Here is a 20,666-nt window from a genome sequence, read left to right on the forward strand (position 1 = left end):
GCGGCCCGCACCCGAGGCAGCAGCCGGCCGAGCGCCGGCAGGAAGTTCCGGTTCAGGAGGCCCAGGGAATGGAGCGGCCCGGAGGCGCTGATTCCAACCAGGACAGGAATCCTGTCAGCGCGTCCGGGCCCATCGCGATCTCGACTTCGCCCCTGTTGCCACGACAGCGGAGCACTACCGCGCCCGTGGGCATCGCGTACGTCTCCGGCGGGGTGGGCTCGCGTCGGTCGTCGATCTCGAACCCCTCGCGGGAGATGACCATGTCCGGGCCGGAGCTCAGGCTCAGCACGCGGAACCAGGTGAACTCGTCACCGCGGTAGTGCCCGACGCCCAGGTGCCAGCCCCGACCGGAGCCTTCGAGCCTCGATCTCAGCGCGACGTGCACACCGCCCGCTCGCAACAACCGGACGCGGCGCCACGCGAGGTACGTGAGGACCACCACCGCGACGAACAGGACCACCCCGACCAGTTCGGCGATCCCCACGGCGTTTGTCCGCTCGTCCGCGTCAGGCCGTGTGACCCGCGGCGCGGAGCCGCGCGATGGCCCTGACCCGCTGCACGTCGTCCACGTTCCGGACGTCCGCGCGGGCCCGTTCGACGTCGATCTCGTGCGACAGCTCCGCGTCCTCGGCCAGGACGCTCACCCCGTCACCGGTGACGGAGAGGAAGCCACCGTGCACGGCCGCCGTCACCAGCTCGTTGTCCGTGGTGCGGATCCGGACCACGCCGCCCTCGACCAACTGCCCGAGCACGGGCTCGTGGCCGGGCAGGATGCCGATCTCGCCTTCAAGCGTCTGCGCGACCACCGAGGTGGCCTTGCCCGACCACAGGCGGCGTTCCACGGCGACCAACTGGACGGTCATCTCGGCCACGCGCATCTCCCTCGTCGACTGGAGTCACGTGCAGTCTAAACGGTGACCGGAACACCCCGCCGCACCAGCCACCCCCAGACGCTCTCGCGGTGCCGTGGCGCACGACCCGGGGAGGTTCCGGTGGGTGCGAGACTGGGCCCGTGCCCACGCCGAAGTCGCTGCTGGAGCGGGCGTTCTCGCTGTTGTCGGTGTTCAGCGCGGACCGGCCGGCGGTGACGCTGTCCGAGCTGAGCCGCCACTCCGGGCTGCCGTTGAGCACGACGCACCGGCTGGTGGCGACGCTGGTGGAGCTGCGCGCGCTGGACCGTGCGGCGGACGGGCGGTACTCCGTGGGGCTGAGGCTGCTGGAGCTGGGCGTGCTGGCGCCGGGGAGCCTGGACCTGCGGGAGCGCGCGCTGCCGTTCCTGGAGGACCTGTACGAGGTGACGCGGCACAACGTGCAGCTGGCCGTGCGGGACGGCACGGAGGTCGTGTACGTCGAGCGGATCTCGGCGCGGGACGCGGTGAACGTGGTGACGCGGGTCGGCAGCCGGATGCCGTTGCACTGCACGGGTGTCGGGCTGGTGCTGCTGGCCGCCGCGCCGGCGGCGGTGCAGGAGGCCGTGCTCGCGGGGCCGCTGAAGCGGTACACGCCGAAGACGATCGTGTCGCCCGGTGGGCTGCGCGAGGTGCTGGCGCGGGTGCGGCGGGACGACTACGCCATCAGCGACCGCCAGATCGAGATGATCACGTACTCGGTCGCCGCTCCGGTCCGGGGGCAGGACGGGGACGTGGTGGCCGCGGTGTCGGTCGTGGTGCCCACCGGAACGGGTACGGAGGCAGTCGTGCCCGCCGTGCGCACGTGCGGCTTCGCCATCTCCCGCGCCCTGTGCTGGGCCTCGACCTGACCGCGCAACTCGCGGTGCCCGACTGGACAACTCGCCCAAGCCCCGCGAGTCCTCCGCTCCGGCACCGCGAGTCCTCCGGTCGGGCACCGCGAGTTGCGCAGTCGGGTGGGGTAAAGCGGCAGGGCCGCCCCCGCGTGGCGGGGACGGCCCTGGTGTGCCCGGGTGGGCTTACTTGCCCGCGAGCTTCTTGGCGTTGGCCTCGACGTCGTCCAACCCGCCGCAGGAGAAGAACGCCTGCTCCGGGAGGTGGTCGAACTCGCCCTTGCAGACGCGGTCGAACGCCTCGATCGTGTCCTTGATCGGCACGAACGACCCCGGCTGGCCGGTGAACTTCTCGGCCACGATGAAGTTCTGGCCGAGGAAGCGCTCCAGGCGACGGGCGCGACCGACGAGGACCTTGTCCTCTTCGGACAGCTCGTCCATGCCGAGGATGGCGATGATGTCCTGCAGTTCCTTGTACTTCTGCAGGATCCGCTTGACCTCCTGCGCCACCCGGTAGTGCTCCTCGCCGACGATCGACGGCTCGAGGATCCGGGACGACGAGGACAGCGGGTCCACCGCCGGGTAGATGCCCTTCTGGGAGATCGGACGGGAGAGTTCCGTCGTCGCGTCCAGGTGGGCGAACGTGGTGGCCGGCGCGGGGTCGGTGTAGTCGTCCGCGGGCACGTAGATGGCCTGCAGCGAGGTGATCGACTTACCGCGCGTCGAGGTGATGCGCTCCTGGAGCTCACCCATCTCGTCCGCCAGCGTCGGCTGGTAACCCACGGCGGACGGCATGCGGCCCAGCAGGGTCGACACCTCGGAACCCGCCTGGGTGAACCGGAAGATGTTGTCGATGAACAGCAGCACGTCCTGGCCCTGCACGTCGCGGAAGTACTCCGCCATCGTCAGCGCGGACAGCGCGACCCGCATACGCGTGCCGGGCGGCTCGTCCATCTGACCGAACACCAGGGCGGTGTCGTTGAGGACGCCCATCTCCTCCATCTCGAGGAGGAGGTCGGTGCCCTCACGGGTGCGCTCGCCGACGCCGGCGAACACCGACGTGCCGGAGAACTCGCGGGCGATACGGGTGATCATCTCCTGGATGAGCACCGTCTTGCCCACGCCCGCGCCGCCGAACAGGCCGATCTTGCCGCCCTTGACGTACGGGGTCAGCAGGTCGATGACCTTGATGCCCGTTTCCAGGATCTCGGTCTTGCCCTCGAGCTGGTCGAACGCCGGTGCCTTGCGGTGGATGCCCCACTGCTCGCCGTCACGGCCGAGACCGGGCTCGTCCAGGCAGTCGCCCAGCGCGTTGAACACGTGCCCCTTGACGACGTCGCCGACGGGCACGCTGATCGCCTTGCCGGTGTCGGACACCGTCGCGCCGCGGATCAGACCGTCCGTCGGCTGCATCGAAATGGTGCGGACCAGGTTGTCGCCCAGGTGCTGGGCGACCTCCAGGGTCAGCGTCTTGGCCACCGCTTCGGCCGTGATCTCCACGTGCAAAGCGTTGAACAGCTCCGGCACCGCGCCACGCGGGAACTCCACGTCGACGACGGCACCGATCACCCGGACCACACGGCCGGTGCGGGTGGTGGTGGCAGTAGCACTCATGTCACTCATCACTTCCTGCGCCCCCGGTAAGCGCGGAGGCGCCACCGACGATCTCGCTGATCTCCTGGGTGATCTGGGCCTGGCGCGCCTGGTTCGCCTGACGGCTGAGGGTCCGGACCAGTTCGGTGGCGTTGTCCGTCGCCGCCTTCATCGCGGTCCGGCGCGCCGCCGACTCCGAGGCCGCCGCGTCCAGCAGTGCCGAGAAGAGCCTGGTCTTGACGTACTTGGGCAGCAGAGCGCCCAACAACGTCTCCGCGCTCGGTTCGAACGAGTACACCGACCGGATCTTCTGCGGCTCCGGGTCGTAGTCGACCACCATCGGCGCGATCCGCTTGGCGACCGGCGTCTGGCTGAGCATGGACCTGAACTCCGTGTAGACCACGTGCAGCTCGTCCACGCCCAGGACGCCGTCCGGGCCGGGCTGGTCGCCCTCGTCGTCGCTGCCCGCGACGAACGCCTTGACCAGCTCGTCACCGGCTTCGGAGGCGTTGACGTAGTGCGGCAGCTGCGAGAACCCGCTCCACTCGCCCGCGATCGCGCGCCGGCGGAACCGGTAGTAGCCCGCGCCCTTGCGGCCGATGACGTAGAGCACGGGCTCCTTGCCCTCGGACCGCAGCAGCGTCAGCAGCTCCTCGGCGGCCTTGAGCACGTTGGCGTTGTAACCGCCGCACATGCCCTTGTCGCTGGTCACGACCAGCACGCCGGCACGGCGCGGGTTCTTGCGCTCGGTCAGCAGCGGGTGGTCGAGGTTCGCGGACGCCGTCGCCAGCGCGGAGAGGACCGAGGTGATCTCCTCCGCGTAGGGACGGGACGCCGCGACCCTCGTCTGCGCCTTGGCGAGACGGGACGTGGCGATGAGCTCGTACGCCTTGGTGATCTTCTTGGTCGAGTTGACCGTGCGGATCCTCTGGCGCAGCTCGCGAATCTGGGCCGCCATGCCTACGTCACTTCTCGGTCGGAGCGGGCCGGTTGACCTTCACCGACTCCTGTCCGACCTTGTCGGCGTCCATCGCTTCGGCCGGCGCCTCGTTGACCACCGCGGCGCCGCTCGATGCGGTGAACTGCTGCTTGAACGCGTTGACAGCGTCCACGATGCCCTGCTCGGCGTCCTTCGACAACGTCTTGGACTCGCGGATGCCCGAGAAGATGACGTCGTGGCTGCGGCGGACGTGGTCCAGGAACTCCGACTCGAAGCGGCGGACGTCGCCCACCGGGATGTCGTCGTAGTGGCCGTTCGTGCCGAGGTAGATCGAGACGACCTGCTCCTCGACCGGCACCGGCGAGTACTGGCCCTGCTTGAGCAGCTCGACCAGGCGGGCGCCGCGCTCCAGCTGGGCGCGGGAGGCCGCGTCGAGGTCCGAGGCGAAGGCGGAGAACGCCTCCAGCTCGCGGAACTGCGACAGGTCGAGGCGGAGCGAGCCGGCAACCGTCTTCATCGCCTTGATCTGCGCGGCGCCACCGACGCGGGACACCGAGATACCCACGTTGACGGCCGGGCGCACACCGGCGTTGAACAGGTCGGACTCGAGGAAGCACTGGCCGTCGGTGATCGAGATGACGTTGGTCGGGATGTACGCCGACACGTCGTTCGCCTTGGTCTCGATGATCGGCAGGCCGGTCATCGAGCCGCCGCCCATCTCGTCCGACAGCTTCGCGCAGCGCTCCAGCAGGCGCGAGTGCAAGTAGAAGACGTCGCCCGGGTAGGCCTCACGGCCCGGCGGGCGGCGCAGCAGCAGCGAGATGGCGCGGTACGCCTCGGCCTGCTTGGTCAGGTCGTCGAAGATGATCAGGACGTGCTTGCCCTGGTACATCCAGTGCTGGCCGATGGCCGAGCCGGTGTACGGCGCGAGCCACTTGAAGCCGGCCGAGTCGGACGCGGGGGCGGCGACGATGGTGGTGTACTCCAGCGCGCCCGCCTCCTCCAGCGCGGTCTTGACGCCCGCGATGGTGGAGCCCTTCTGGCCGATGGCGACGTACACGCAGCGGACCTGCTGCTGCGGGTCGCCCGAGTCCCAGGCCTTCTTCTGGTTGATGATCGTGTCGATGCAGACCGCGGTCTTGCCGGTCTTGCGGTCGCCGATGATCAGCTGGCGCTGGCCGCGGCCGATCGGGGTCATCGAGTCGATGGCCTTGATGCCGGTCTGCATCGGCTCGCTCACCGGCTGGCGCTGCAGCACCGAGGCGGCCTGGAGCTCGAGGGCGCGGTTGTCGTCGGCCACGATGTCGCCGAGGCCGTCGATCGGCTGGCCGAGCGGGTTCACCACGCGGCCCAGGAAGCCGTCACCGACCGGCACGGAGAGCACCTGGCCGGTCCGCTTGACCTCCTGGCCCTCTTCGATCTTGTCGAAGTCACCGAGGATGACCGCGCCGATCGTGCGGACTTCCAGGCTCAGGGCCACGCCGAGCACGCCGCCGGGGAACTCCAGCAGCTCGTTGGTCATGGTGCCGGGCAGACCCTCGACGATGGCGATGCCGTCGTAGGTCTCCGCGACGACGCCGACCTCTTCCCGGGTCACTTCCGGGGAGTAGGCCGAGACGTACTTCTCGATCGCACTGCGGATCTCGTCCGACGAGATCGTCAGCTCCGCCATGTCGTTCCTGCTCTCACTTCGTTCTGGGAAGGGGCTTGTGGGCCGCGGTTCCGGTTCGGTCAGCCGGCCAGGTCGCGGCGCAGTGACGCCAGCCGACCGGCCACGCTTCCGTCGATGACTTCGTCGCCGATCTTGATCAGCAGGCCGCCGCGCAGCGTGGGGTCGACCTCCACGTGCAACGCGATCGGCCTGGAGTAGATCCTGGTCAGCGTGGCTTCGAGTCGGTCACGCTGGGCCGCGTCCAGCTCGACGGAGGAACGGACGTACGCGACTGAACGTTCCCGGCGCTTGGCCGCGAGCGACGCGAGGTCGCTCAGGCCGTTGACGACTCCCTGACCGCGCGGCTCACGGACGAGCTGGTCCACCAGGGTCTTGGTGGTCCGGTCGACCTTGCCCGCGACGAGGCTGTCCACCAGCGCGACCTTGCCGGCGGACTCGGCCGCCGGGTCGGACAGCGCCAGTTCGAGGGCGTGGTTGCCGGCGATGATGCGGCCGAGCCGGAACAGCTCGTCCTCGACCGAGTCGAGCTTGCCGTCCCGCTCCGCCCGCACCAGCAGCGTGGTGCGGGCCAGCGACTCGACGCCGTCGACCAGCTCACGCGGGCTGGACCAGCGGGCGGTGACGACCGTGGCCAGCACCTGCAGGGCCGCGTCGGAGACCTTGCCGTCGAGCAGCCCGTGCAGCAGCTGGTCGCGGGACGCGGCCTCGGAGGAGTTGTCGGCCAGTGCCCGGCGCAGCGCGGGCTGCGCCGACAGCAGGCTCACGACGGCGAACAGCTCCTCGCCCAGCTTCGCCAGCGACTCGCTGGCGGTGGGGCCCGTCGTGCCGTCCACGACCTCCAGCAGCCGGAGTTCGGCGGCGGCGAGGGCGTCACGGCTAGCGGCGTGCAGCGTCATCGGCGTTCCCTCACTTGGCGGCCGGAGCCGACGTGCCGTCGAGCTCGGAGAGGAACCGGTCGACGGTGCCCCGGCGGCGCACCTCGTCCTCCAGCGACTCGCCGACGACCCGGTCCGCCAGGTCGATGGCCAGCCGGCCCAGCTCGCCCCGCAGCTCGGCGACGATCTGCGCGCGCTGCGTCTCCAGCTGGGTCTGCCCCTGCGCGACGATCCGCGTGGACTCTTCCTGGGCCTTCGTCCGCAGCTCGGTGATGATCTGCTCGCCCTCGATGCGGGCGTCATCCCGGATGCGCGCCGCCTCGGCGCGCGCCTCGGCGAGCTGAGCCTTGTACTGCTCCAGCATCTTGTGCGCCTCGGCCTGCGCCTGCTCCGCCTTCTCGATGCTGCCCTCGATCTTGGCGGCACGTTCGGCGTACAGGACCTCGAACTTCGGCGTGACGAACTTCTTGATGATGAAGAAGAGCAGCAGGAAGGCGATCAGTCCGATGATGATCTCGGACGTGTGCGGCAGAACCGGGCTCGGCACCCCTTCGGCCGCCACGATGAGTGTGTTCATCACAACCGTCTCCTTATGCGATGAATGAACACTCAGCCGGTGGCGAGGAAGAAGACGACGAAGCCGAGCAGGGCGAGGACCTCGACGATGGCGAAGGTGGTCCACGCCAGACCCAGCAGCACGCCGCGGGCCTCAGGCTGACGCGCGGTGCCGTTGATGACGGCGGAGAAGATCATGCCCACACCCAGCGCCGGGCCGATCGCGGCGAGGCCGTAGCCAATGGCGGCCAGGCCCGCGTCGGTCATGCCGGCTTCCTGCGCAAGAACGATAGCGCTCACTTGTGCCGTTCCCTTTCCAATTCGGTCCACGACGCTCGTCGTGGATCGGAGGCTTGCTTTTTTATCAGTGCTCTTCCGCCAGCGCCGCGCCGATGTAGCCGGCGGACAGCAGAGCAAAAATGTAGGCCTGCAACACCATGATCAGCGCTTCCAGGAACGTCAGCGCAATGGCGAAGAGGAAGGAGATCGGCGCGACCGCGATCGCCACGCCGCCCGAGAACAGGAGGGCTTCACCGGCCAGGATGAACACCATCAGCAGAAGGTGACCCGCGAACATCGCCGCGAAAACACGGAGGGCGAGCGTGAGCGGGTTCAGGATGAACTTCTGCAGGAACTCGATCGGGATCAGCAGCGGGAGCACGAACCACGGCGCGCTGGGCGGCATGGTCTGGTGCTTCAGGTAGCCGAGGAAGCCGTGCCGCCGGATGCCCACGAAGTGGTAGACCGGGTAGACCACCAGGAGCGAGACGGCCAGCGGGAACCCGATGTGCGCCATCGTCGGGAACTGCACGAACGGCACGATCCCGAACAGGTTGTTCACCAGGATGAAGCTGAAGATTGTGATGATGAGCGGGACGAACGGCTTGAAGTCCTTGCTGCCGATCTGCTCGCGCGCGATGCCGTTGCGCCCGACGTCGTAGAACGACTCCGCCAGGAACTGGAACTTGCCCGGCACCAGCTTCATGTTGCGGCTGGCGGCCAGGAAGAAGGCGGAGATGATGAAGATCGACAGCACCACTAGGACCATCGGCTTGGTGACTTCGCCGAAGATCGGTGGGAGGAAGAAGTCCTTCACACCGGGTGCGACGAACTCATCACCCGCAGCCAGCACCATCGTGGTCACTGTGTTCCTTCCGGTTCTCCCGGCCGGCGTTCACTCCGCCGGGGGAATCGTCACGATCTGGACAGAACGTACCTTACGGACCGCAAGCGGCTACGAGAGGCACCCCCACTACCGGGTGTCCCGTCCTGCGCGAACCGTACCAGCCGGTAGATCAGGTGTTACCAGGGGTGGGGATGACGATCTGACTGCGACTGCGCTTCGAAGCGCGCACCTCCATGAAGGTGGTCACCACGATGGTCGCGACCGTGGTCAGCGCCAGTGCGTTCACGTGCAGCGCCGGGAACGCGCGCAGCAGGAACATCACGCCGACCAGCAGGATCAGCTTGCCCATGAACCCGCCCAGCGCGGCGACCATGATGAATTGCACGGGCAGTGCCGCGGTCTTCCGCATGAGGACCAGCGTGCCGACCGAGGACAGGCACGCGATCACGCCACCGATCAGAGCGGAGACCAGACCGGTGACGCCGGCCACACCCGTCCACACGGCCAGGCAGATGGCCACCGTGACGAGCGCCGCCCACATCGCGCCGCGGAACATCTCGCCGGCGAGCCGTTCGACGACGGCCTCGTGGCTCCACTCCTTGGCGTCCTGGGAGCTGTCCTGGCTCATGTCACCCCTTCCCACTCTTCACGACCGAGTGTAAAGAGGCCTGGTCGGTGGACAGCCCATCGGGGGTCAGGTGCGGCGCACCTCACGAAGTCTGGGTATCGCGGAGACCAACAGTGCGAGAAGAAGTCCGATGCCCAGGCACCACACCACGACCACGACGTCGAACAACGTCAACGCCACCGCGCCGAACGCCAGCACGCCCGCCCACAAGTAGATCAACAGCACCGCGCGGCGCTGGGAGTGGCCGATCTCCAGCAGCCGGTGGTGCAGGTGCATCTTGTCCGCGGAGAACGGGCTCTCGCCGCGCCGGGTGCGCCGGACCACGGCCATCAGCAGGTCGAGCATCGGCACGAACAGCACCGCGGCCACCACGACCAGCGGCGACAGCAGGCCGAGGACGTCGGTCGCGCGGACCGACTCGTAGTTGATCTTGCCGGAGGCGGAGATGGTGGCCGCGGCGAGCATCAACCCGATCAGCATCGAGCCGGAGTCGCCCATGAAGATCCGGGCCGGGTTGAAGTTGTGCGGCAGGAACCCGAGGCACGCGCCGGCCAGCGTGGCGGCGATCAGCGCGGGCGGGTAGGCGCCGACGTCACCGCCGTTGTTGGCCAGCAGGCCGATGGAGAACACGCAGGTGGCGGTGGCGGCGATGAGGCCGATGCCCGCCGCCAGGCCGTCCAGGCCGTCCACGAAGTTCATCGCGTTGACCATGGTCACGGCCAGCAGCACGCTCAGGATCGCGCCCTGGTTCTGGTCCAGCGACAGCAGCGAGCCGGTGCCCTCGCCGTCGTCGCCCCACGGCACCCAGAACAGCAGCCACTGCAGGCCGAACAGCACCAGGATGCCCGCCGCGGTGACCTGGCCGGCGAGTTTCGTCAGGGAGTCCAGCTCGAACCGGTCGTCCAGCACACCCACCAGGACGATCACGCCACCGCCCACGATCACCGCGTACGGGTCGTAGGAGAAGTCGAACGCCGACCGCAGCACCGGGAGCTGGTGCGCGAGGAGCATGCCGCCCAGCACGCCGCCGTACATGGCGAGCCCGCCCATCCGGGGCATCGGCTTGACGTGCACGTCGCGTTGGCGCGGGTAGGCGACCGCGCCGATCCGGAACGCCAGCTTGCGCACCAGGCCGACGAGCAGGAACGTCACGACCGCGGCGGTCAGCGCGACGAGCAGGTACTCCCGGACGGGGAGGACGTTGGACACGGCAGGCAACTGGCCCACGGCTGGCTAGCCCCTCGGGGATGGGGTGTCGGGTGGGTCTTGCGGTAGCGCGGCCCGCTGCGGTGGATTCCGCCGCAGAGGATTCAGCTGTGGTGAAGCCCGCTGCAGTGGATCCCGCTGGGGCGGTTCGCGCGACGGCACCACCACGCTACTCCGATCGGCAAGATCCACTAGCGGGCGACCTCGACTTCGACGCCCAGCGCCTTGGACACCTCGGCGAGCGGCACCGCGCCCTCGCGCAGCACCACCGGGTCGGGGCCGGTCAGGTCGACGATGGTGGAGGCGATGTTCTCCGCCGCCGGGCCGCCGTCCAGGTAGACGCCGACCTCCTCACCCAGCTGGTCCCACGCTTCCTGCGCGGTGCCCGCGGGCGGGAAGCCCGACTTGTTGGCGCTGGACACGGCCATCGGGCCGACGTCGCGGAGCAGTTCGAGGGCGACCGGGTGCAGCGGCATGCGCAGCATCACCGTGCCGCGGGTGTGACCGAGGTCCCACGCCAGCGACGGCGCGTGCTGGAGCACCAGCGACAGGCCGCCGGGCCAGAACGCCTCGATCAGGGCGCGGGCCTGCCGGGGGACGCTGAGGACCAGACCGTCGATGGTGGTCCACGAACCGACCAGCACCGGTACCGGCATGTCCGGACCGCGACCCTTGGCTTCGAGCAGGCCGCGGACGGCGGACGCGTCGAACGCGTCGCAGCCGATGCCGTAGACGGTGTCGGTGGGGAGGACCACGAGGCGCCCGGAGCGCACCGCGCTCGCGGCGGCGGAGAGGCCTGCCGCCCGGTCAGCCTGGACGCTGCAATCGTAGACCGTGCTCACCTTGCTGATCCAAGCACAGCGGGGTGCGGGGCAGCGGCGGAGGTCGCGGTGTGGGTCACGGGCCGCGGCGGCGGAAGGCGGTTCCCGCCGTGCCCGCGTCGACGGCGACCTCCTTGTCGACGGCCCACTGCTGCTTGCGGTGCGCCATCACGAAGCCGAACACCAGGGCGCCGCCGACCACCACACCGCCGATGGTGACGGCCGCGCTGCCCACCGCGCTGCCGACGAACGGCAGGACGAGGACCGCGAGGCCGACGACCGCCGCCGTCCACACGTCCGGTTCGACCCAGCGCCACCGCTCTGCGCGGTCCAGGCGGTGGTGCAGGTCGGTGGCGAACGCGATCAGCCCCGGATCGGGGCTGAGTGCCAGGATCTCGGTGGCGAGGGCGCGGCACTCGGCCAGTCGACGGCGGTCGGTCACCGCCGGCGCGCCGTCCGGCGTGACGGCGCGGATCTCGGTGGTGCGGGCGGCGAGTGCGATGGCGAGGTGGGTGCGCAGGAGGTCGTCGGCCCGCGGGCTGCCGCCGCGGTCGAGCTCGCCGCGCACCACGGTGGCCGCGTTGCGCGCTTCGTCGGTGCGGTCATCGGCGAGGGCCGACGTGATCGCGGCGACCGAGCGGGTGAGGCGGGCGCGGTCGAGGTCGGCGAAACCGGCGGTCTCGACCGGTTCGATGCGGGAGGCGAGCCACGCGCGTTGGCCGGTCCACTCGTTCGGCCCATTGACAGGCATTGCCGACTCTCCGATTTACTCATCGGGCTGGAAATCGCCCCCAGGTTATCCCGTCACCCCGGGAAAGGACGAGATGGCGAATCCACGGAAATCCGACCGGAGGCCGGCCGCGGCCCTTCCGCTGGCGTTGTCGATCACCGCGGTCTACCTGGCGGTCGCGGGTGCGGCGGGCGCGCTGACGCTCCAGGCCAAGTCCGCCGCCTCGGTGCCCCTGCCCAGTCCGCCCAACGCCTCGCCCTCGCTCCCGCGGAACCCCGTCACACCACCGCTGCCTCCGTCCGCCGTGCCCACGACCACTGCCGCACCCGCCCTTCCGCCTGGGTTTCGGCTGGTAGAAGCTCCAGGTGGGCTGGCGACCGCGGTGCCCGAGGGTTGGACGATCAACACCGGCACGGTGGCGACGACCCTCGTGGCGACCGACCCGACGAACCCCCGCCGCGAGATCCGGCTGGGCGGCGCGCCGGTGACCGACCCGTCGACAACCCTGCTCGCCCGCATCACGGCGGCGGCCGTCGAACGCGAGCAGGAGCCCGGCCACACCAGGTTGGCACTCGCGCAAGCCGAGATCCGCCAATTCCCGGCGGTGCGGTGGGATTTCGAGGAAACCGTGGACGGCGTCGCTGAACGGGCGGCCGTCGCGTACTGGGAAACGGGTGGGATCGAGTACGTCGTCTACGCCTCGGGGCCTTCCGCGGAGTGGTCGAAAACCCGATCCACCCTGAAAGTCCTCATCGACAACGCGCGCCCCTGAACCGGACTCAGGTTCGGCGGGCGGTGGCGAAGCGGGGGCGGCCGGCCAGGTCCGCGTGGTCGGTCACGTCGGTCAGGACGCGGCGGGAGGCCAGCAGCGCCGGGACCGCGTCGCCCTGGGTGTCGTCGTGCTCGATCGCCACGTGGCCGCCCGGCTTGAGCAGGCGTGCGGCCAGGGCCACCACGTGCCGGATCACGTCCAGGCCGTCCGGACCGCCGAAGACCGCCTGACGCGGGTCGTGGTCGGCCACCTCCGGCTGGACCTCGGTCGCGTCGGGCACGTACGGCGGGTTGCACAGCACCAGGTCCACCTGACCGTCCAGATCGGACAGGACGTCCGGCGCGGTGACGTCACCGGCGTGGAGGGTGATCGGGGTGTCGCCGGCCGCGCTGCGGGCTTCGGCGTTGCGGCGCGCCCACGCCAGCGCCGCCGGGTCGCGTTCGATCGCGTGCACGGTCGCGCGGGGCAGCAGGTGCGCGGCGGCGAGGGCCAGGGCGCCGGAGCCGGTGCAGAGGTCCACGACGGTCAAGCCGGCCGTCTTGTCCACTGTGGACAGCGCCCAGTCGATCAGCAGCTCGGTCTCCGGGCGCGGGATGAACACGCCCGGGCCGACTTCGAGGTCCACGCCGCCCAGGTGCGACCGGCCGGTGATGTGCTGCAACGGGATGCGGGTCGTGCGCCGCAGCACGACCTTGTGCAGCGCGTCCACCACCGGCGGGTCGACCAGCGGGATCAGGGGCAGGCGCGAGCGTTCGACACCGAGCACGTGCGCGGCGAGGAGTTCGGCGTCCACCCGGGGGCTGTCCACACCCGCCGCGGCCAGCATGCGTTCCGCTTCGAGGATGGCCAGCCGCAGCGGGTGTCGGGTCATGCCCAAAGGATAGACACAGATCCGATCGGCACCGGTCAGAAGTTGATCATGTGACCGGCCAGGCCGTGGACCGCTTCCTTGACCGCCTCGCCCAGCGTCGGGTGCGCGTGGACGTTCCGCGCCACCTCGTGCACGGTCAGGTCCCACTGCTGCGCCAACGTCAGCTCCGGCAGCAGCTCGGTCACGTCCGGACCGATCAGGTGACCGCCGAGCAGCTCGCCGTACTTCGCGTCGCTGATCAGCTTCACGAACCCGGCCGAGTCGCCGATGCCGTGCGCCTTGCCGTTCGCGGTGAACGGGAACTTCGCCACGCGGACGTCGTAGCCCTTCTCACGGGCCTGCGCCTCGGTCCACCCGAACGACGCGATCTGCGGCTGGCAGTACGTCGCCCGCGGGATCATCACGTAGTCCAGCTCCATGGTCTCCGCGCCCGCGATCGTCTCGGCGGCGATGATGCCCATGGACTCCGCGGCGTGCGCGAGCATCAGCTTCGCGGTCACGTCGCCGATGGCGAAGATGTTCGGCACGGTCGTGCGGCAGCGTGCGTCGACGGCGATCGCACCGCGTTCCGTGAGCTGCACGCCGGTGTTCTCCAGCCCGTAGCCCTCGACCCGCGGCTGGAAGCCGATGGCCTGCATGACCTTGTCCGCCTCCAGCACCTCCTGCGCGCCGTCCTTGGACACGGTCACGCGCACGCGGGGGCCGGAGTCGTCGATGGACTCGACCCGCGTCGACGTCCGCACGTCGATCCCGAGCCGCTTGTACCGCTTGGCCAGCTCCGCCGACACGTCGGCGTCCTCCAGCGGCACCACCCGGTCCAGGAACTCGACCATGGTGACCTTCACGCCGTAGTTGTGCAGCACGTACGCGAACTCGACGCCGATGGCGCCCGCGCCCGCGATGACGATGCTCTCCGGCAGGTCCTTCGTCATGATCTGCTCTTCGTACGTCACCACCCGGTCGGACAGCTTCGTCCCCGGGAGGAGTCGGGTCGTCGCGCCGGCCGCGATGATCGCGGAGCCGAACGTGACGGTCTCGTCACCCACCTGGATGGTGTTGGCGTCGACGAACGTCCCCCGGCCGTTGTACTCCGTGATGCCGTTCTTCTTCATCAGGAAGTGCACGCCCTTGACGCGCCCGTCCGCGACCTTCCGGCTGCGCTCGTACGCGACGCCGTAGTCGAACTTCACCGTGCCGTCGACCTGGATGCCGTAGGTCTTCTGCTCGTGCGTGAACAGGTGCGCCAGCTCCGCGTTGCGCAGGAGCGCCTTCGACGGGATGCAGCCCACGTTCAGGCAGACCCCGCCCCAGTAACGCTCCTCGATGATCGCCGTCTTCAGGCCCAACTGGGCCGAGCGGATCGCGGCGACGTACCCGCCTGGCCCCGCACCGAGGACCACGACGTCAAAGTGTGCGCTCATGAGCCCCACATTAGGTGCCCAGTTGGTCCGACAAGAACTCAACGGTGCGACGCCACGCGTCGACCCTCGCGGCGGCCGTCGCGGCAGGCGTGCCGCCCATCGAGAACCGGACGCCGGGGCCCGGGACGACCACGTCCGTGGTCGGCCGGTGCGGTGGGCCCGCGATCAGGTGTCCTGCCTCGGGGTACACGACGTGCTCGTGCCGGTGCGGGTGCCCGTGCTCCTCCAGCCGGCGGAACGCGACCTCGCTCAGCTCCGCGCACGGCCACGACTCGTCCCGACCGGATGAGAGCAGCAACACACCGCCGTCGATCCGCTCGACCGGGATCTCGGTGTCCTCGGGGATGCCGTCGGTGAGGTCGAACGCCGGCCTCAGCCGCACCGGTTCGCCGTCCACGATCCTGCGGCGCAGCTCGTGCGGGATCGAGTACGGCAGGTACGGCAGCGGCCTGTCCTGCCACGTCCACGACGCGGCCTCGTGCTCCAGCTTCTGCAGCAGCCGGGGCCCGGGCCCGATGCACTGCGTGACCACCCCACTGCCGACCACGCTCACCACGGCCTTGACCCGGGGGAACGTCGCGCCGACCAGCAGCGCCAGCTCACCGCCGCGGGAGCCGCCCGTGACCCCGAGCCGCCCGGCCCGCGCGCCGAGCCACTCCAGTGCGGTCCCGAAGTACTCCAGCGGGATCTCGACCAGGTCGTCCGGCACGCCCGGCGCACCGAAGTGGGCGAGCGCGAGCGCGGCGAACCCGTGGCCGGCGAGCAGCGCGGCGTCCAACTCGTGCACGCCGCCCTCGGACCCGCTCAGCACGAGCACGCCGGGGTGGGTTCCGTCGTCGTCCGGCTCGAACAGCACGCCTACCAGGCCGTTCTCCGTGACCTCGGTCCGCCGGACGCCCTCGGGCACGGTGCGGCGATCCACTTCGACCCGACCGATGCCCTCGACCGAGAGGACCGTGCCGTGCCGCTCGCCGCCGGTCGGCGTCATCGACCAGAACAGGCCCATCGGGTCGACGCCCGAGTAGGCGCCTTCGACCGGCGCGTGCCTGGTCACGTCCACCACGCCGCGTTCGTCGGCCCGGAACACCGCCGACGCGGCACGGTCACCGGTGGTCGCGCACAACGTCACGACCTGGTCCGGGGACAGACCCGTGACGACGATCTCCAGCGCGGTGTCGAGGGGGGCGCTGCGCGGGTTCACCAGGATTTCCGCCATTGCGCGCCCCTCTCGTCTGCCTACCCCTCGGCGAGTCGCGTAGCGCGGTCCGCCGCCGCCAGCGCGTCGAGCACCGCGTCCAGATCGCCGTCGAGCACTTGATCCAGGTTATGCGCTTTGTACCCGACACGGTGATCGGAGATGCGTGACTCGGGGAAGTTGTACGTGCGCACCCGCTCGGACCGGTCGACCGTGCGGATCTGGACGCGGCGGGCGTCCGACGCCTCCTGCTGCTGCTTCTCCTCGGCCAACGCGGTCAGCCGGGCCTGGAGCACCTGCATGGCGCGGGCCTTGTTCTGGAGCTGGCTGCGCTCGTTCTGACAGGACACCACGATGCCGGTGGGCAGGTGCGTGATGCGGACCGCCGAGTCGGTCGTGTTGACGCTCTGGCCGCCCTTGCCGGACGAGCGGAACACGTCCACGCGCAGGTCGTTCTCGTCGATCTCGACCTCGACGTCCTCGGTCTCCGGGAACACCAGGACACCGGCGGCGGACGTGTGGATGCGGCCCTGCGACTCCGTCACCGGGACGCGCTGCACGCGGTGCACGCCGCCCTCGTACTTCAGCCGCGACCAGACGCCGTCCGGGGTGTCCGTGCGGCTCTTGATGGCCACCGTGACGTCCTTGTAGCCGCCCAGGTCGGAATCCGTGCCGTCGAGCACTTCGGCTTTCCAGCCGTGGCGTTCGGCGTACCGCAGGTACATGCGCAGCAGGTCGCCCGCGAACAGGGCCGACTCCTCGCCGCCCTCGCCGGACTTGATCTCCAGCACGACGTCCGCGTGGTCGTGCGGGTCGCGCGGGAGGAGGAGCTCGGTGAGCTTGGACTCCAGCGCCGGGACGGTCCTGGCCAGCTGCTCCGCCTCCTCGGCGAACACCTGGTCCTCGGCGGCCAGCTCACGGGCCGTCTCCAGGTCCGACTTCGCCTGCTCCAGCTCCCGTGCCGTCTTCACGATGGGGGTCAGCTCGGCGTAGCGCTTGCCGAGCTTCCGCGCGCCCGTCTGGTCGGCGTGCACCGAGGGGTCGGCGAGCTTGGCTTCCAGCTCGGCGTGCTCGGCCAGCAGGGCGTCCAACGTCACGGTCTTGCTCCGGTCTTGGAGAGGTGCGGCCTTGGTGGGGTCCGGAGACGACAACGGCGTCCACCCCTCGATCGGGGGTGGACGCCGTTCTGGCAGCTACTTGGCGCGCTTGCCGTAGCGGGCCTCGAAGCGCGCGACCCGACCACCGGTGTCCATGATCTTCTGCTTGCCCGTGTAGAACGGGTGGCAGTTGGAGCAGATCTCGACGTGGATGTCACCGGACGTCTTGGTGCTGCGGGTCTGGAAGGTGTTGCCGCAACCGCAGGTGACCTCGGTCGTCACGTACTCGGGGTGAATGCCGGTCTTCAACGTCTCGTCCCTTTCCTCGTTGGCCGCCGGGTCCTCGTTGCTGTTCTTCGAGGTGAACCGGAGCCGGACTCGACCCGACAGTGTGCCAGATCGGCTGTCCACCCCTGCAACGCGAGGTCGGACGCGGTTGTTCCCCGTAACCGGTGTCACAACCGTTCGCCGATCGGGGTCGACCATTCGGCGCTTCAGGTAACCGCTGGGCTACTCAGAGCAGTGTCGGCGTTGCGCGGACGCCACACTGGGCGCGTGTTGTGCGCTGTCGGACGCCCGCTGCGGTTGGCCTCGTGGCTGGCGGTGCCGTTCCTGTTCACGAGTGCCGTGCTCGGCCTGACCGGGCTGGGCGGACTCGTGCTGGGCGTTCCGGGGTCCGTCGCCCTGTCGGTCCCCGTCTTCGGCGGGGGTGCCGCCGTGGGCATCGCGCTGTCGAACACCGTCGTGTGGACCGCCCGGTGGCAGCGCACGTGGCTCCGCTGGCCGTACCTAACGTCCTTCTTCTTGGCCGGCCTGCTGCTGGACGGCGTGCGCGTGCCCGTGGTGGCCGCCGTGTGCCTCGGCGTGCCGGTGACCGCCCTGCTGGTCGCCGAGTACTTCGTGGAACGCCGCCGCACCGCCGCCCTCGCCGAAGCCGGCCACGCCCCCGCCACCCACTGCTGACCCCACCCCGCGGAGGGCGAAGGCCCGCCCGGCTGGGTGCCGGACGGGCCTTCGGTGCTGCTGAGCGGGTCAGTCGTTGTCGCCGCTCGGGGTGTTCTTGGCCACCTGCATCAGGAACTCGATGTTCGTCCGGCTCTTGCGGAGCCGGTCGAGCAGCAGGTCGATCGCCTGCTGGCTGTCCAGGGCGTGCAGCACCCTGCGCAGCTTGTGCATGACGGCCAACTCGTCCGGGGACAGCAGCAGGTCTTCCTTGCGGGTGCCGGACGCGTCCACGTCCACCGCCGGGAAGGTCCGCTTGTCCGCGATCTTCCGATCCAGCTTGAGCTCGGCGTTACCCGTGCCCTTGAACTCCTCGAAGATCACGCTGTCGCCCGCGGACCCGGTCTCGACCAGGGCCGTCGCGATGACGGTCAGCGAGCCGCCGCCCTCGATGTTCCGGGCCGCGCCCAGGAACCTCTTCGGCGGGTACAGCGCGGTCGAGTCGACACCACCGGACAGGATCCGGCCGCTCGCGGGGGCCGCGAGGTTGTAGGCACGACCCAGTCGGGTGATCGAGTCCAGCAGCACGACCACGTCGTGACCCATCTCGACCAGGCGCTTCGCCCGCTCGATGGCCAGTTCCGAGATCGTGGTGTGGTCCGACGGCGGACGGTCGAAGGTGGAGGCGATGACCTCGCCCTTCACCGACCGCTGCATGTCGGTGACCTCTTCAGGCCGCTCGTCCACCAGCACCACCATCAGGTGACACTCGGGGTTGTTCTTGGTGATCGCGTTCGCGATCGACTGCAACACCGAGGTCTTGCCCGCCTTCGGCGGCGACACGACCAGGGCTCGCTGGCCCTTGCCGATCGGCATCACCAGGTCGATGACGCGCGTGGTGAGGATGTGCGGTTCCGTCTCGAGGCGCAGGCGCTCGTTCGGGTACAGCGGCGTCAGCTTGGTGAAGTCCGGCCGGTTGCGGGACTCCTCCGGGTCGAGGCCGTTGATCTTGTCCACCCGCACCAGGGGGTTGAACTTCTGGCGCTGCTGCTCGCCGTCGCGCGGCTGCCGCACGGCGCCGATGAGGGCGTCACCGCGACGGAGGCCGTACTTGCGGACCAGCGACAACGACACGTAGACGTCGTTCGGCCCGGCCAGGTAGCCCGACGTGCGGACGAACGCGTAGTTCTCCAGCACGTCGAGGATGCCCGCCACGGGCAGCAGGACGTCGTCGTCGCGCACCTCGGTGTCGGTGGTGGGACCGGCTTCGTCGCCACGGCCGCCACGGCGGCGGCGGTCGCGGAAGCGGCGGCCACGACGGCCACCGTCCTCGTCGCCGTCGTCACCCGGGCCGCTCTGCTGGCGGTTGCGGCTCTGGTCGCGATCACGGTCGCGATCACGGCCACCGCGGTCGCCGCGGTCGCCGCGGTCGTCACGACCACCGCGGTCGCCCCGGTCACCGCGGTCGCCCCGCTCCTGCCGGTCGCCGCGGTTGCCGCGGTCGCCCCGGTCCTGGCGCTGTTCGCGCTGTTCGGAGCGGTCCTGCCGGTCGCCGCGGTCACCGCGGTCGCCCCGGTCACCACGGTCGCCGCGGTCGGGACGCTCGGTGCGCTCGCCCTGCTGGCGGTCGGCCTGCTGGCGGTCGGCCTGCTGGCGGTCGGCCTGGGCACGGTCACCCTGGGGGCGGTCGACCTGGACGCGGTCGGCCTGGACGCGGTCGGCCTGGGGCCGCTCGGCCTGGCGCTCCACCTGAGCGGGACGCTCGGCCTGCGGCTGGGCCTGCTGGCCTTCCGCGGCCGGAGCCTCGGGGCTGCCGGCGGGGCGGTTGGCGGAACGACGGCGGCGGTTGCCCCGACGTCCACCCTCCTCCTCGGCGGGCCGGTCGGTCACGTCCAGCTGCTGCTGGGTGGGCTTCTCGACCGGCGCGGGGGCCTCGGCGGCCCGCTCCTTCACGGACGCCTTCGCGGCGGCCGCCTTGGGCGCGTCGGCCTTCTTCTCGGTCTTTGACGGCTCGGTCTTGGGCGGCTCGGCCTTGGACGGCGTCGCGGCACTGCCCCGACCGGAGGTACCGCCCTGCCGCTCCTTGATGGCCGCGATCAGGTCGCCCTTGCGAAGGCCGGCTGTGCCGGTGATGCCCAGCTGACCTGCGAGTTCACGGAGTTCGGCCAGCACCATTCCAGAGAGGCCCGCGCGCTTGCGCGGCGTGGCGCTGCCGTTCGAAGGGGTGGTCAGAGCATTCTCCTCGGCTCCGGAACTGCCGGCAGCGGGATTGGGAGCAGCAGGAGCTTGGCTGCTCAGTACATCGGTGTTGGTCACACATGTCCTTCCTGACCGGATCGCGCCTCCTACGCGACCCAGCGGACCTGCCGTCCGACGGAATGCGGTGCGGCAGTTTCGTCCCGGTTCAGGCGGACCTCGGACGGCGCGGAACGCGCACGAAAGCGGAGTCCTCCGGTACGGGACTTCGGTCACACGGCGAGC

At 70.1% G+C, this 20,666-nt stretch carries 22 protein-coding genes; 3 read left to right on the top strand and 19 right to left on the bottom strand.

Features of this window, described 5'->3' with window-relative positions; translation table 11 throughout:
• Positions 1 to 52: 52 nt before the first annotated feature.
• Both ACRAKI_RS31005 and ACRAKI_RS31010 read right to left on the bottom strand, forming a co-directional pair.
• On the bottom strand, positions 53 to 484 hold the full coding sequence (locus tag ACRAKI_RS31005) for a DUF2550 domain-containing protein (protein ID WP_447004031.1): 432 nt from the start codon (positions 482 to 484) through the stop codon (positions 53 to 55).
• 22 nt (positions 485 to 506) lie between these two features.
• Positions 507 to 872: a F0F1 ATP synthase subunit epsilon gene (locus ACRAKI_RS31010; protein WP_447004032.1), complete on the bottom strand. Its 366-nt coding sequence runs from the start codon at positions 870 to 872 to the stop codon at positions 507 to 509.
• 140 nt (positions 873 to 1,012) lie between these two features.
• Here ACRAKI_RS31010 and ACRAKI_RS31015 point away from each other — a divergent pair, with 140 nt between their 5' ends.
• A complete protein-coding gene (locus tag ACRAKI_RS31015; RefSeq protein ID WP_447004033.1) occupies positions 1,013 to 1,759 on the top strand; it encodes an IclR family transcriptional regulator in 747 nt (248 codons plus the stop codon).
• 168 nt (positions 1,760 to 1,927) lie between these two features.
• Here ACRAKI_RS31015 and atpD read toward each other — a convergent pair whose 3' ends face one another.
• From atpD to ACRAKI_RS31070, 11 genes are all read right to left on the bottom strand, one after another.
• Positions 1,928 to 3,364 carry a F0F1 ATP synthase subunit beta gene (atpD, locus tag ACRAKI_RS31020; protein ID WP_447004034.1) on the bottom strand — a complete coding sequence of 479 codons (1,437 nt, stop codon included), beginning with the start codon at positions 3,362 to 3,364 and terminating at the stop codon, positions 1,928 to 1,930.
• Complete coding sequence (locus ACRAKI_RS31025; RefSeq protein ID WP_447004035.1) at positions 3,357 to 4,292, bottom strand: F0F1 ATP synthase subunit gamma; 936 nt, start codon at positions 4,290 to 4,292, stop codon at positions 3,357 to 3,359. The genes atpD and ACRAKI_RS31025 overlap by 8 nt, the downstream gene beginning before the upstream one ends.
• A gap of 7 nt (positions 4,293 to 4,299) precedes the next feature.
• Positions 4,300 to 5,946: a F0F1 ATP synthase subunit alpha gene (gene atpA, locus ACRAKI_RS31030; protein WP_447004036.1), complete on the bottom strand. Its 1,647-nt coding sequence runs from the start codon at positions 5,944 to 5,946 to the stop codon at positions 4,300 to 4,302.
• 59 nt (positions 5,947 to 6,005) lie between these two features.
• A complete protein-coding gene (locus tag ACRAKI_RS31035; protein ID WP_447004037.1) occupies positions 6,006 to 6,842 on the bottom strand; it encodes a F0F1 ATP synthase subunit delta in 837 nt (278 codons plus the stop codon).
• A 10-nt stretch (positions 6,843 to 6,852) separates the two neighbouring features.
• Positions 6,853 to 7,398, bottom strand: a complete 546-nt coding sequence (locus ACRAKI_RS31040; protein WP_447004038.1) for a F0F1 ATP synthase subunit B — start codon at positions 7,396 to 7,398, stop codon at positions 6,853 to 6,855.
• 32 nt (positions 7,399 to 7,430) lie between these two features.
• Positions 7,431 to 7,676 carry an ATP F0F1 synthase subunit C gene (locus tag ACRAKI_RS31045; RefSeq protein WP_447004039.1) on the bottom strand — a complete coding sequence of 82 codons (246 nt, stop codon included), beginning with the start codon at positions 7,674 to 7,676 and terminating at the stop codon, positions 7,431 to 7,433.
• 64 nt (positions 7,677 to 7,740) lie between these two features.
• Complete coding sequence (gene atpB / locus ACRAKI_RS31050) at positions 7,741 to 8,520, bottom strand: F0F1 ATP synthase subunit A (protein ID WP_447004040.1); 780 nt, start codon at positions 8,518 to 8,520, stop codon at positions 7,741 to 7,743.
• Between the two features lie 151 nt (positions 8,521 to 8,671).
• Positions 8,672 to 9,130: a hypothetical protein gene (locus ACRAKI_RS31055; protein WP_447004041.1), complete on the bottom strand. Its 459-nt coding sequence runs from the start codon at positions 9,128 to 9,130 to the stop codon at positions 8,672 to 8,674.
• A 66-nt stretch (positions 9,131 to 9,196) separates the two neighbouring features.
• The gene (locus tag ACRAKI_RS31060) at positions 9,197 to 10,357 is read right to left on the bottom strand and encodes a glycosyltransferase family 4 protein (protein WP_447004042.1); all 1,161 of its coding nucleotides are present in this window, start codon (positions 10,355 to 10,357) and stop codon (positions 9,197 to 9,199) included.
• 170 nt (positions 10,358 to 10,527) lie between these two features.
• On the bottom strand, positions 10,528 to 11,178 hold the full coding sequence (locus ACRAKI_RS31065) for an L-threonylcarbamoyladenylate synthase (RefSeq protein WP_447004043.1): 651 nt from the start codon (positions 11,176 to 11,178) through the stop codon (positions 10,528 to 10,530).
• 55 nt (positions 11,179 to 11,233) lie between these two features.
• Positions 11,234 to 11,908, bottom strand: coding sequence for a hypothetical protein (locus tag ACRAKI_RS31070; protein WP_447004044.1), 675 nt, complete (start codon positions 11,906 to 11,908; stop codon positions 11,234 to 11,236).
• Between the two features lie 73 nt (positions 11,909 to 11,981).
• Between ACRAKI_RS31070 and ACRAKI_RS31075 the strand changes: the two genes are divergently transcribed.
• A complete protein-coding gene (locus ACRAKI_RS31075; RefSeq protein WP_447004045.1) occupies positions 11,982 to 12,659 on the top strand; it encodes a hypothetical protein in 678 nt (225 codons plus the stop codon).
• Between the two features lie 7 nt (positions 12,660 to 12,666).
• Here ACRAKI_RS31075 and prmC read toward each other — a convergent pair whose 3' ends face one another.
• The 5 genes from prmC to rpmE form a co-directional block, all read right to left on the bottom strand.
• Positions 12,667 to 13,530, bottom strand: a complete 864-nt coding sequence (prmC, locus tag ACRAKI_RS31080; RefSeq protein WP_447004046.1) for a peptide chain release factor N(5)-glutamine methyltransferase — start codon at positions 13,528 to 13,530, stop codon at positions 12,667 to 12,669.
• Between the two features lie 35 nt (positions 13,531 to 13,565).
• On the bottom strand, positions 13,566 to 14,951 hold the full coding sequence (gene lpdA, locus ACRAKI_RS31085; protein ID WP_447004047.1) for a dihydrolipoyl dehydrogenase: 1,386 nt from the start codon (positions 14,949 to 14,951) through the stop codon (positions 13,566 to 13,568).
• Positions 14,952 to 14,961: 10 nt separating this feature from the next.
• Entirely contained in the window at positions 14,962 to 16,167 is a 1,206-nt protein-coding gene (locus ACRAKI_RS31090) for an acyl-CoA thioester hydrolase/BAAT C-terminal domain-containing protein (protein WP_447004048.1), read from the bottom strand.
• A 20-nt stretch (positions 16,168 to 16,187) separates the two neighbouring features.
• On the bottom strand, positions 16,188 to 17,243 hold the full coding sequence (prfA, locus tag ACRAKI_RS31095; protein ID WP_447004049.1) for a peptide chain release factor 1: 1,056 nt from the start codon (positions 17,241 to 17,243) through the stop codon (positions 16,188 to 16,190).
• A gap of 96 nt (positions 17,244 to 17,339) precedes the next feature.
• Positions 17,340 to 17,552 carry a 50S ribosomal protein L31 gene (gene rpmE / locus ACRAKI_RS31100; RefSeq protein ID WP_447008565.1) on the bottom strand — a complete coding sequence of 71 codons (213 nt, stop codon included), beginning with the start codon at positions 17,550 to 17,552 and terminating at the stop codon, positions 17,340 to 17,342.
• 246 nt (positions 17,553 to 17,798) lie between these two features.
• Here rpmE and ACRAKI_RS31105 point away from each other — a divergent pair, with 246 nt between their 5' ends.
• On the top strand, positions 17,799 to 18,206 hold the full coding sequence (locus tag ACRAKI_RS31105; protein WP_447004050.1) for a hypothetical protein: 408 nt from the start codon (positions 17,799 to 17,801) through the stop codon (positions 18,204 to 18,206).
• Positions 18,207 to 18,275: 69 nt separating this feature from the next.
• Here the strand turns inward: ACRAKI_RS31105 and rho are convergent, their stop codons facing one another.
• On the bottom strand, positions 18,276 to 20,501 hold the full coding sequence (gene rho / locus ACRAKI_RS31110; protein WP_447004051.1) for a transcription termination factor Rho: 2,226 nt from the start codon (positions 20,499 to 20,501) through the stop codon (positions 18,276 to 18,278).
• Positions 20,502 to 20,666 lie beyond the last annotated feature (165 nt).

This window comes from Saccharothrix isguenensis, assembly GCF_052936305.1.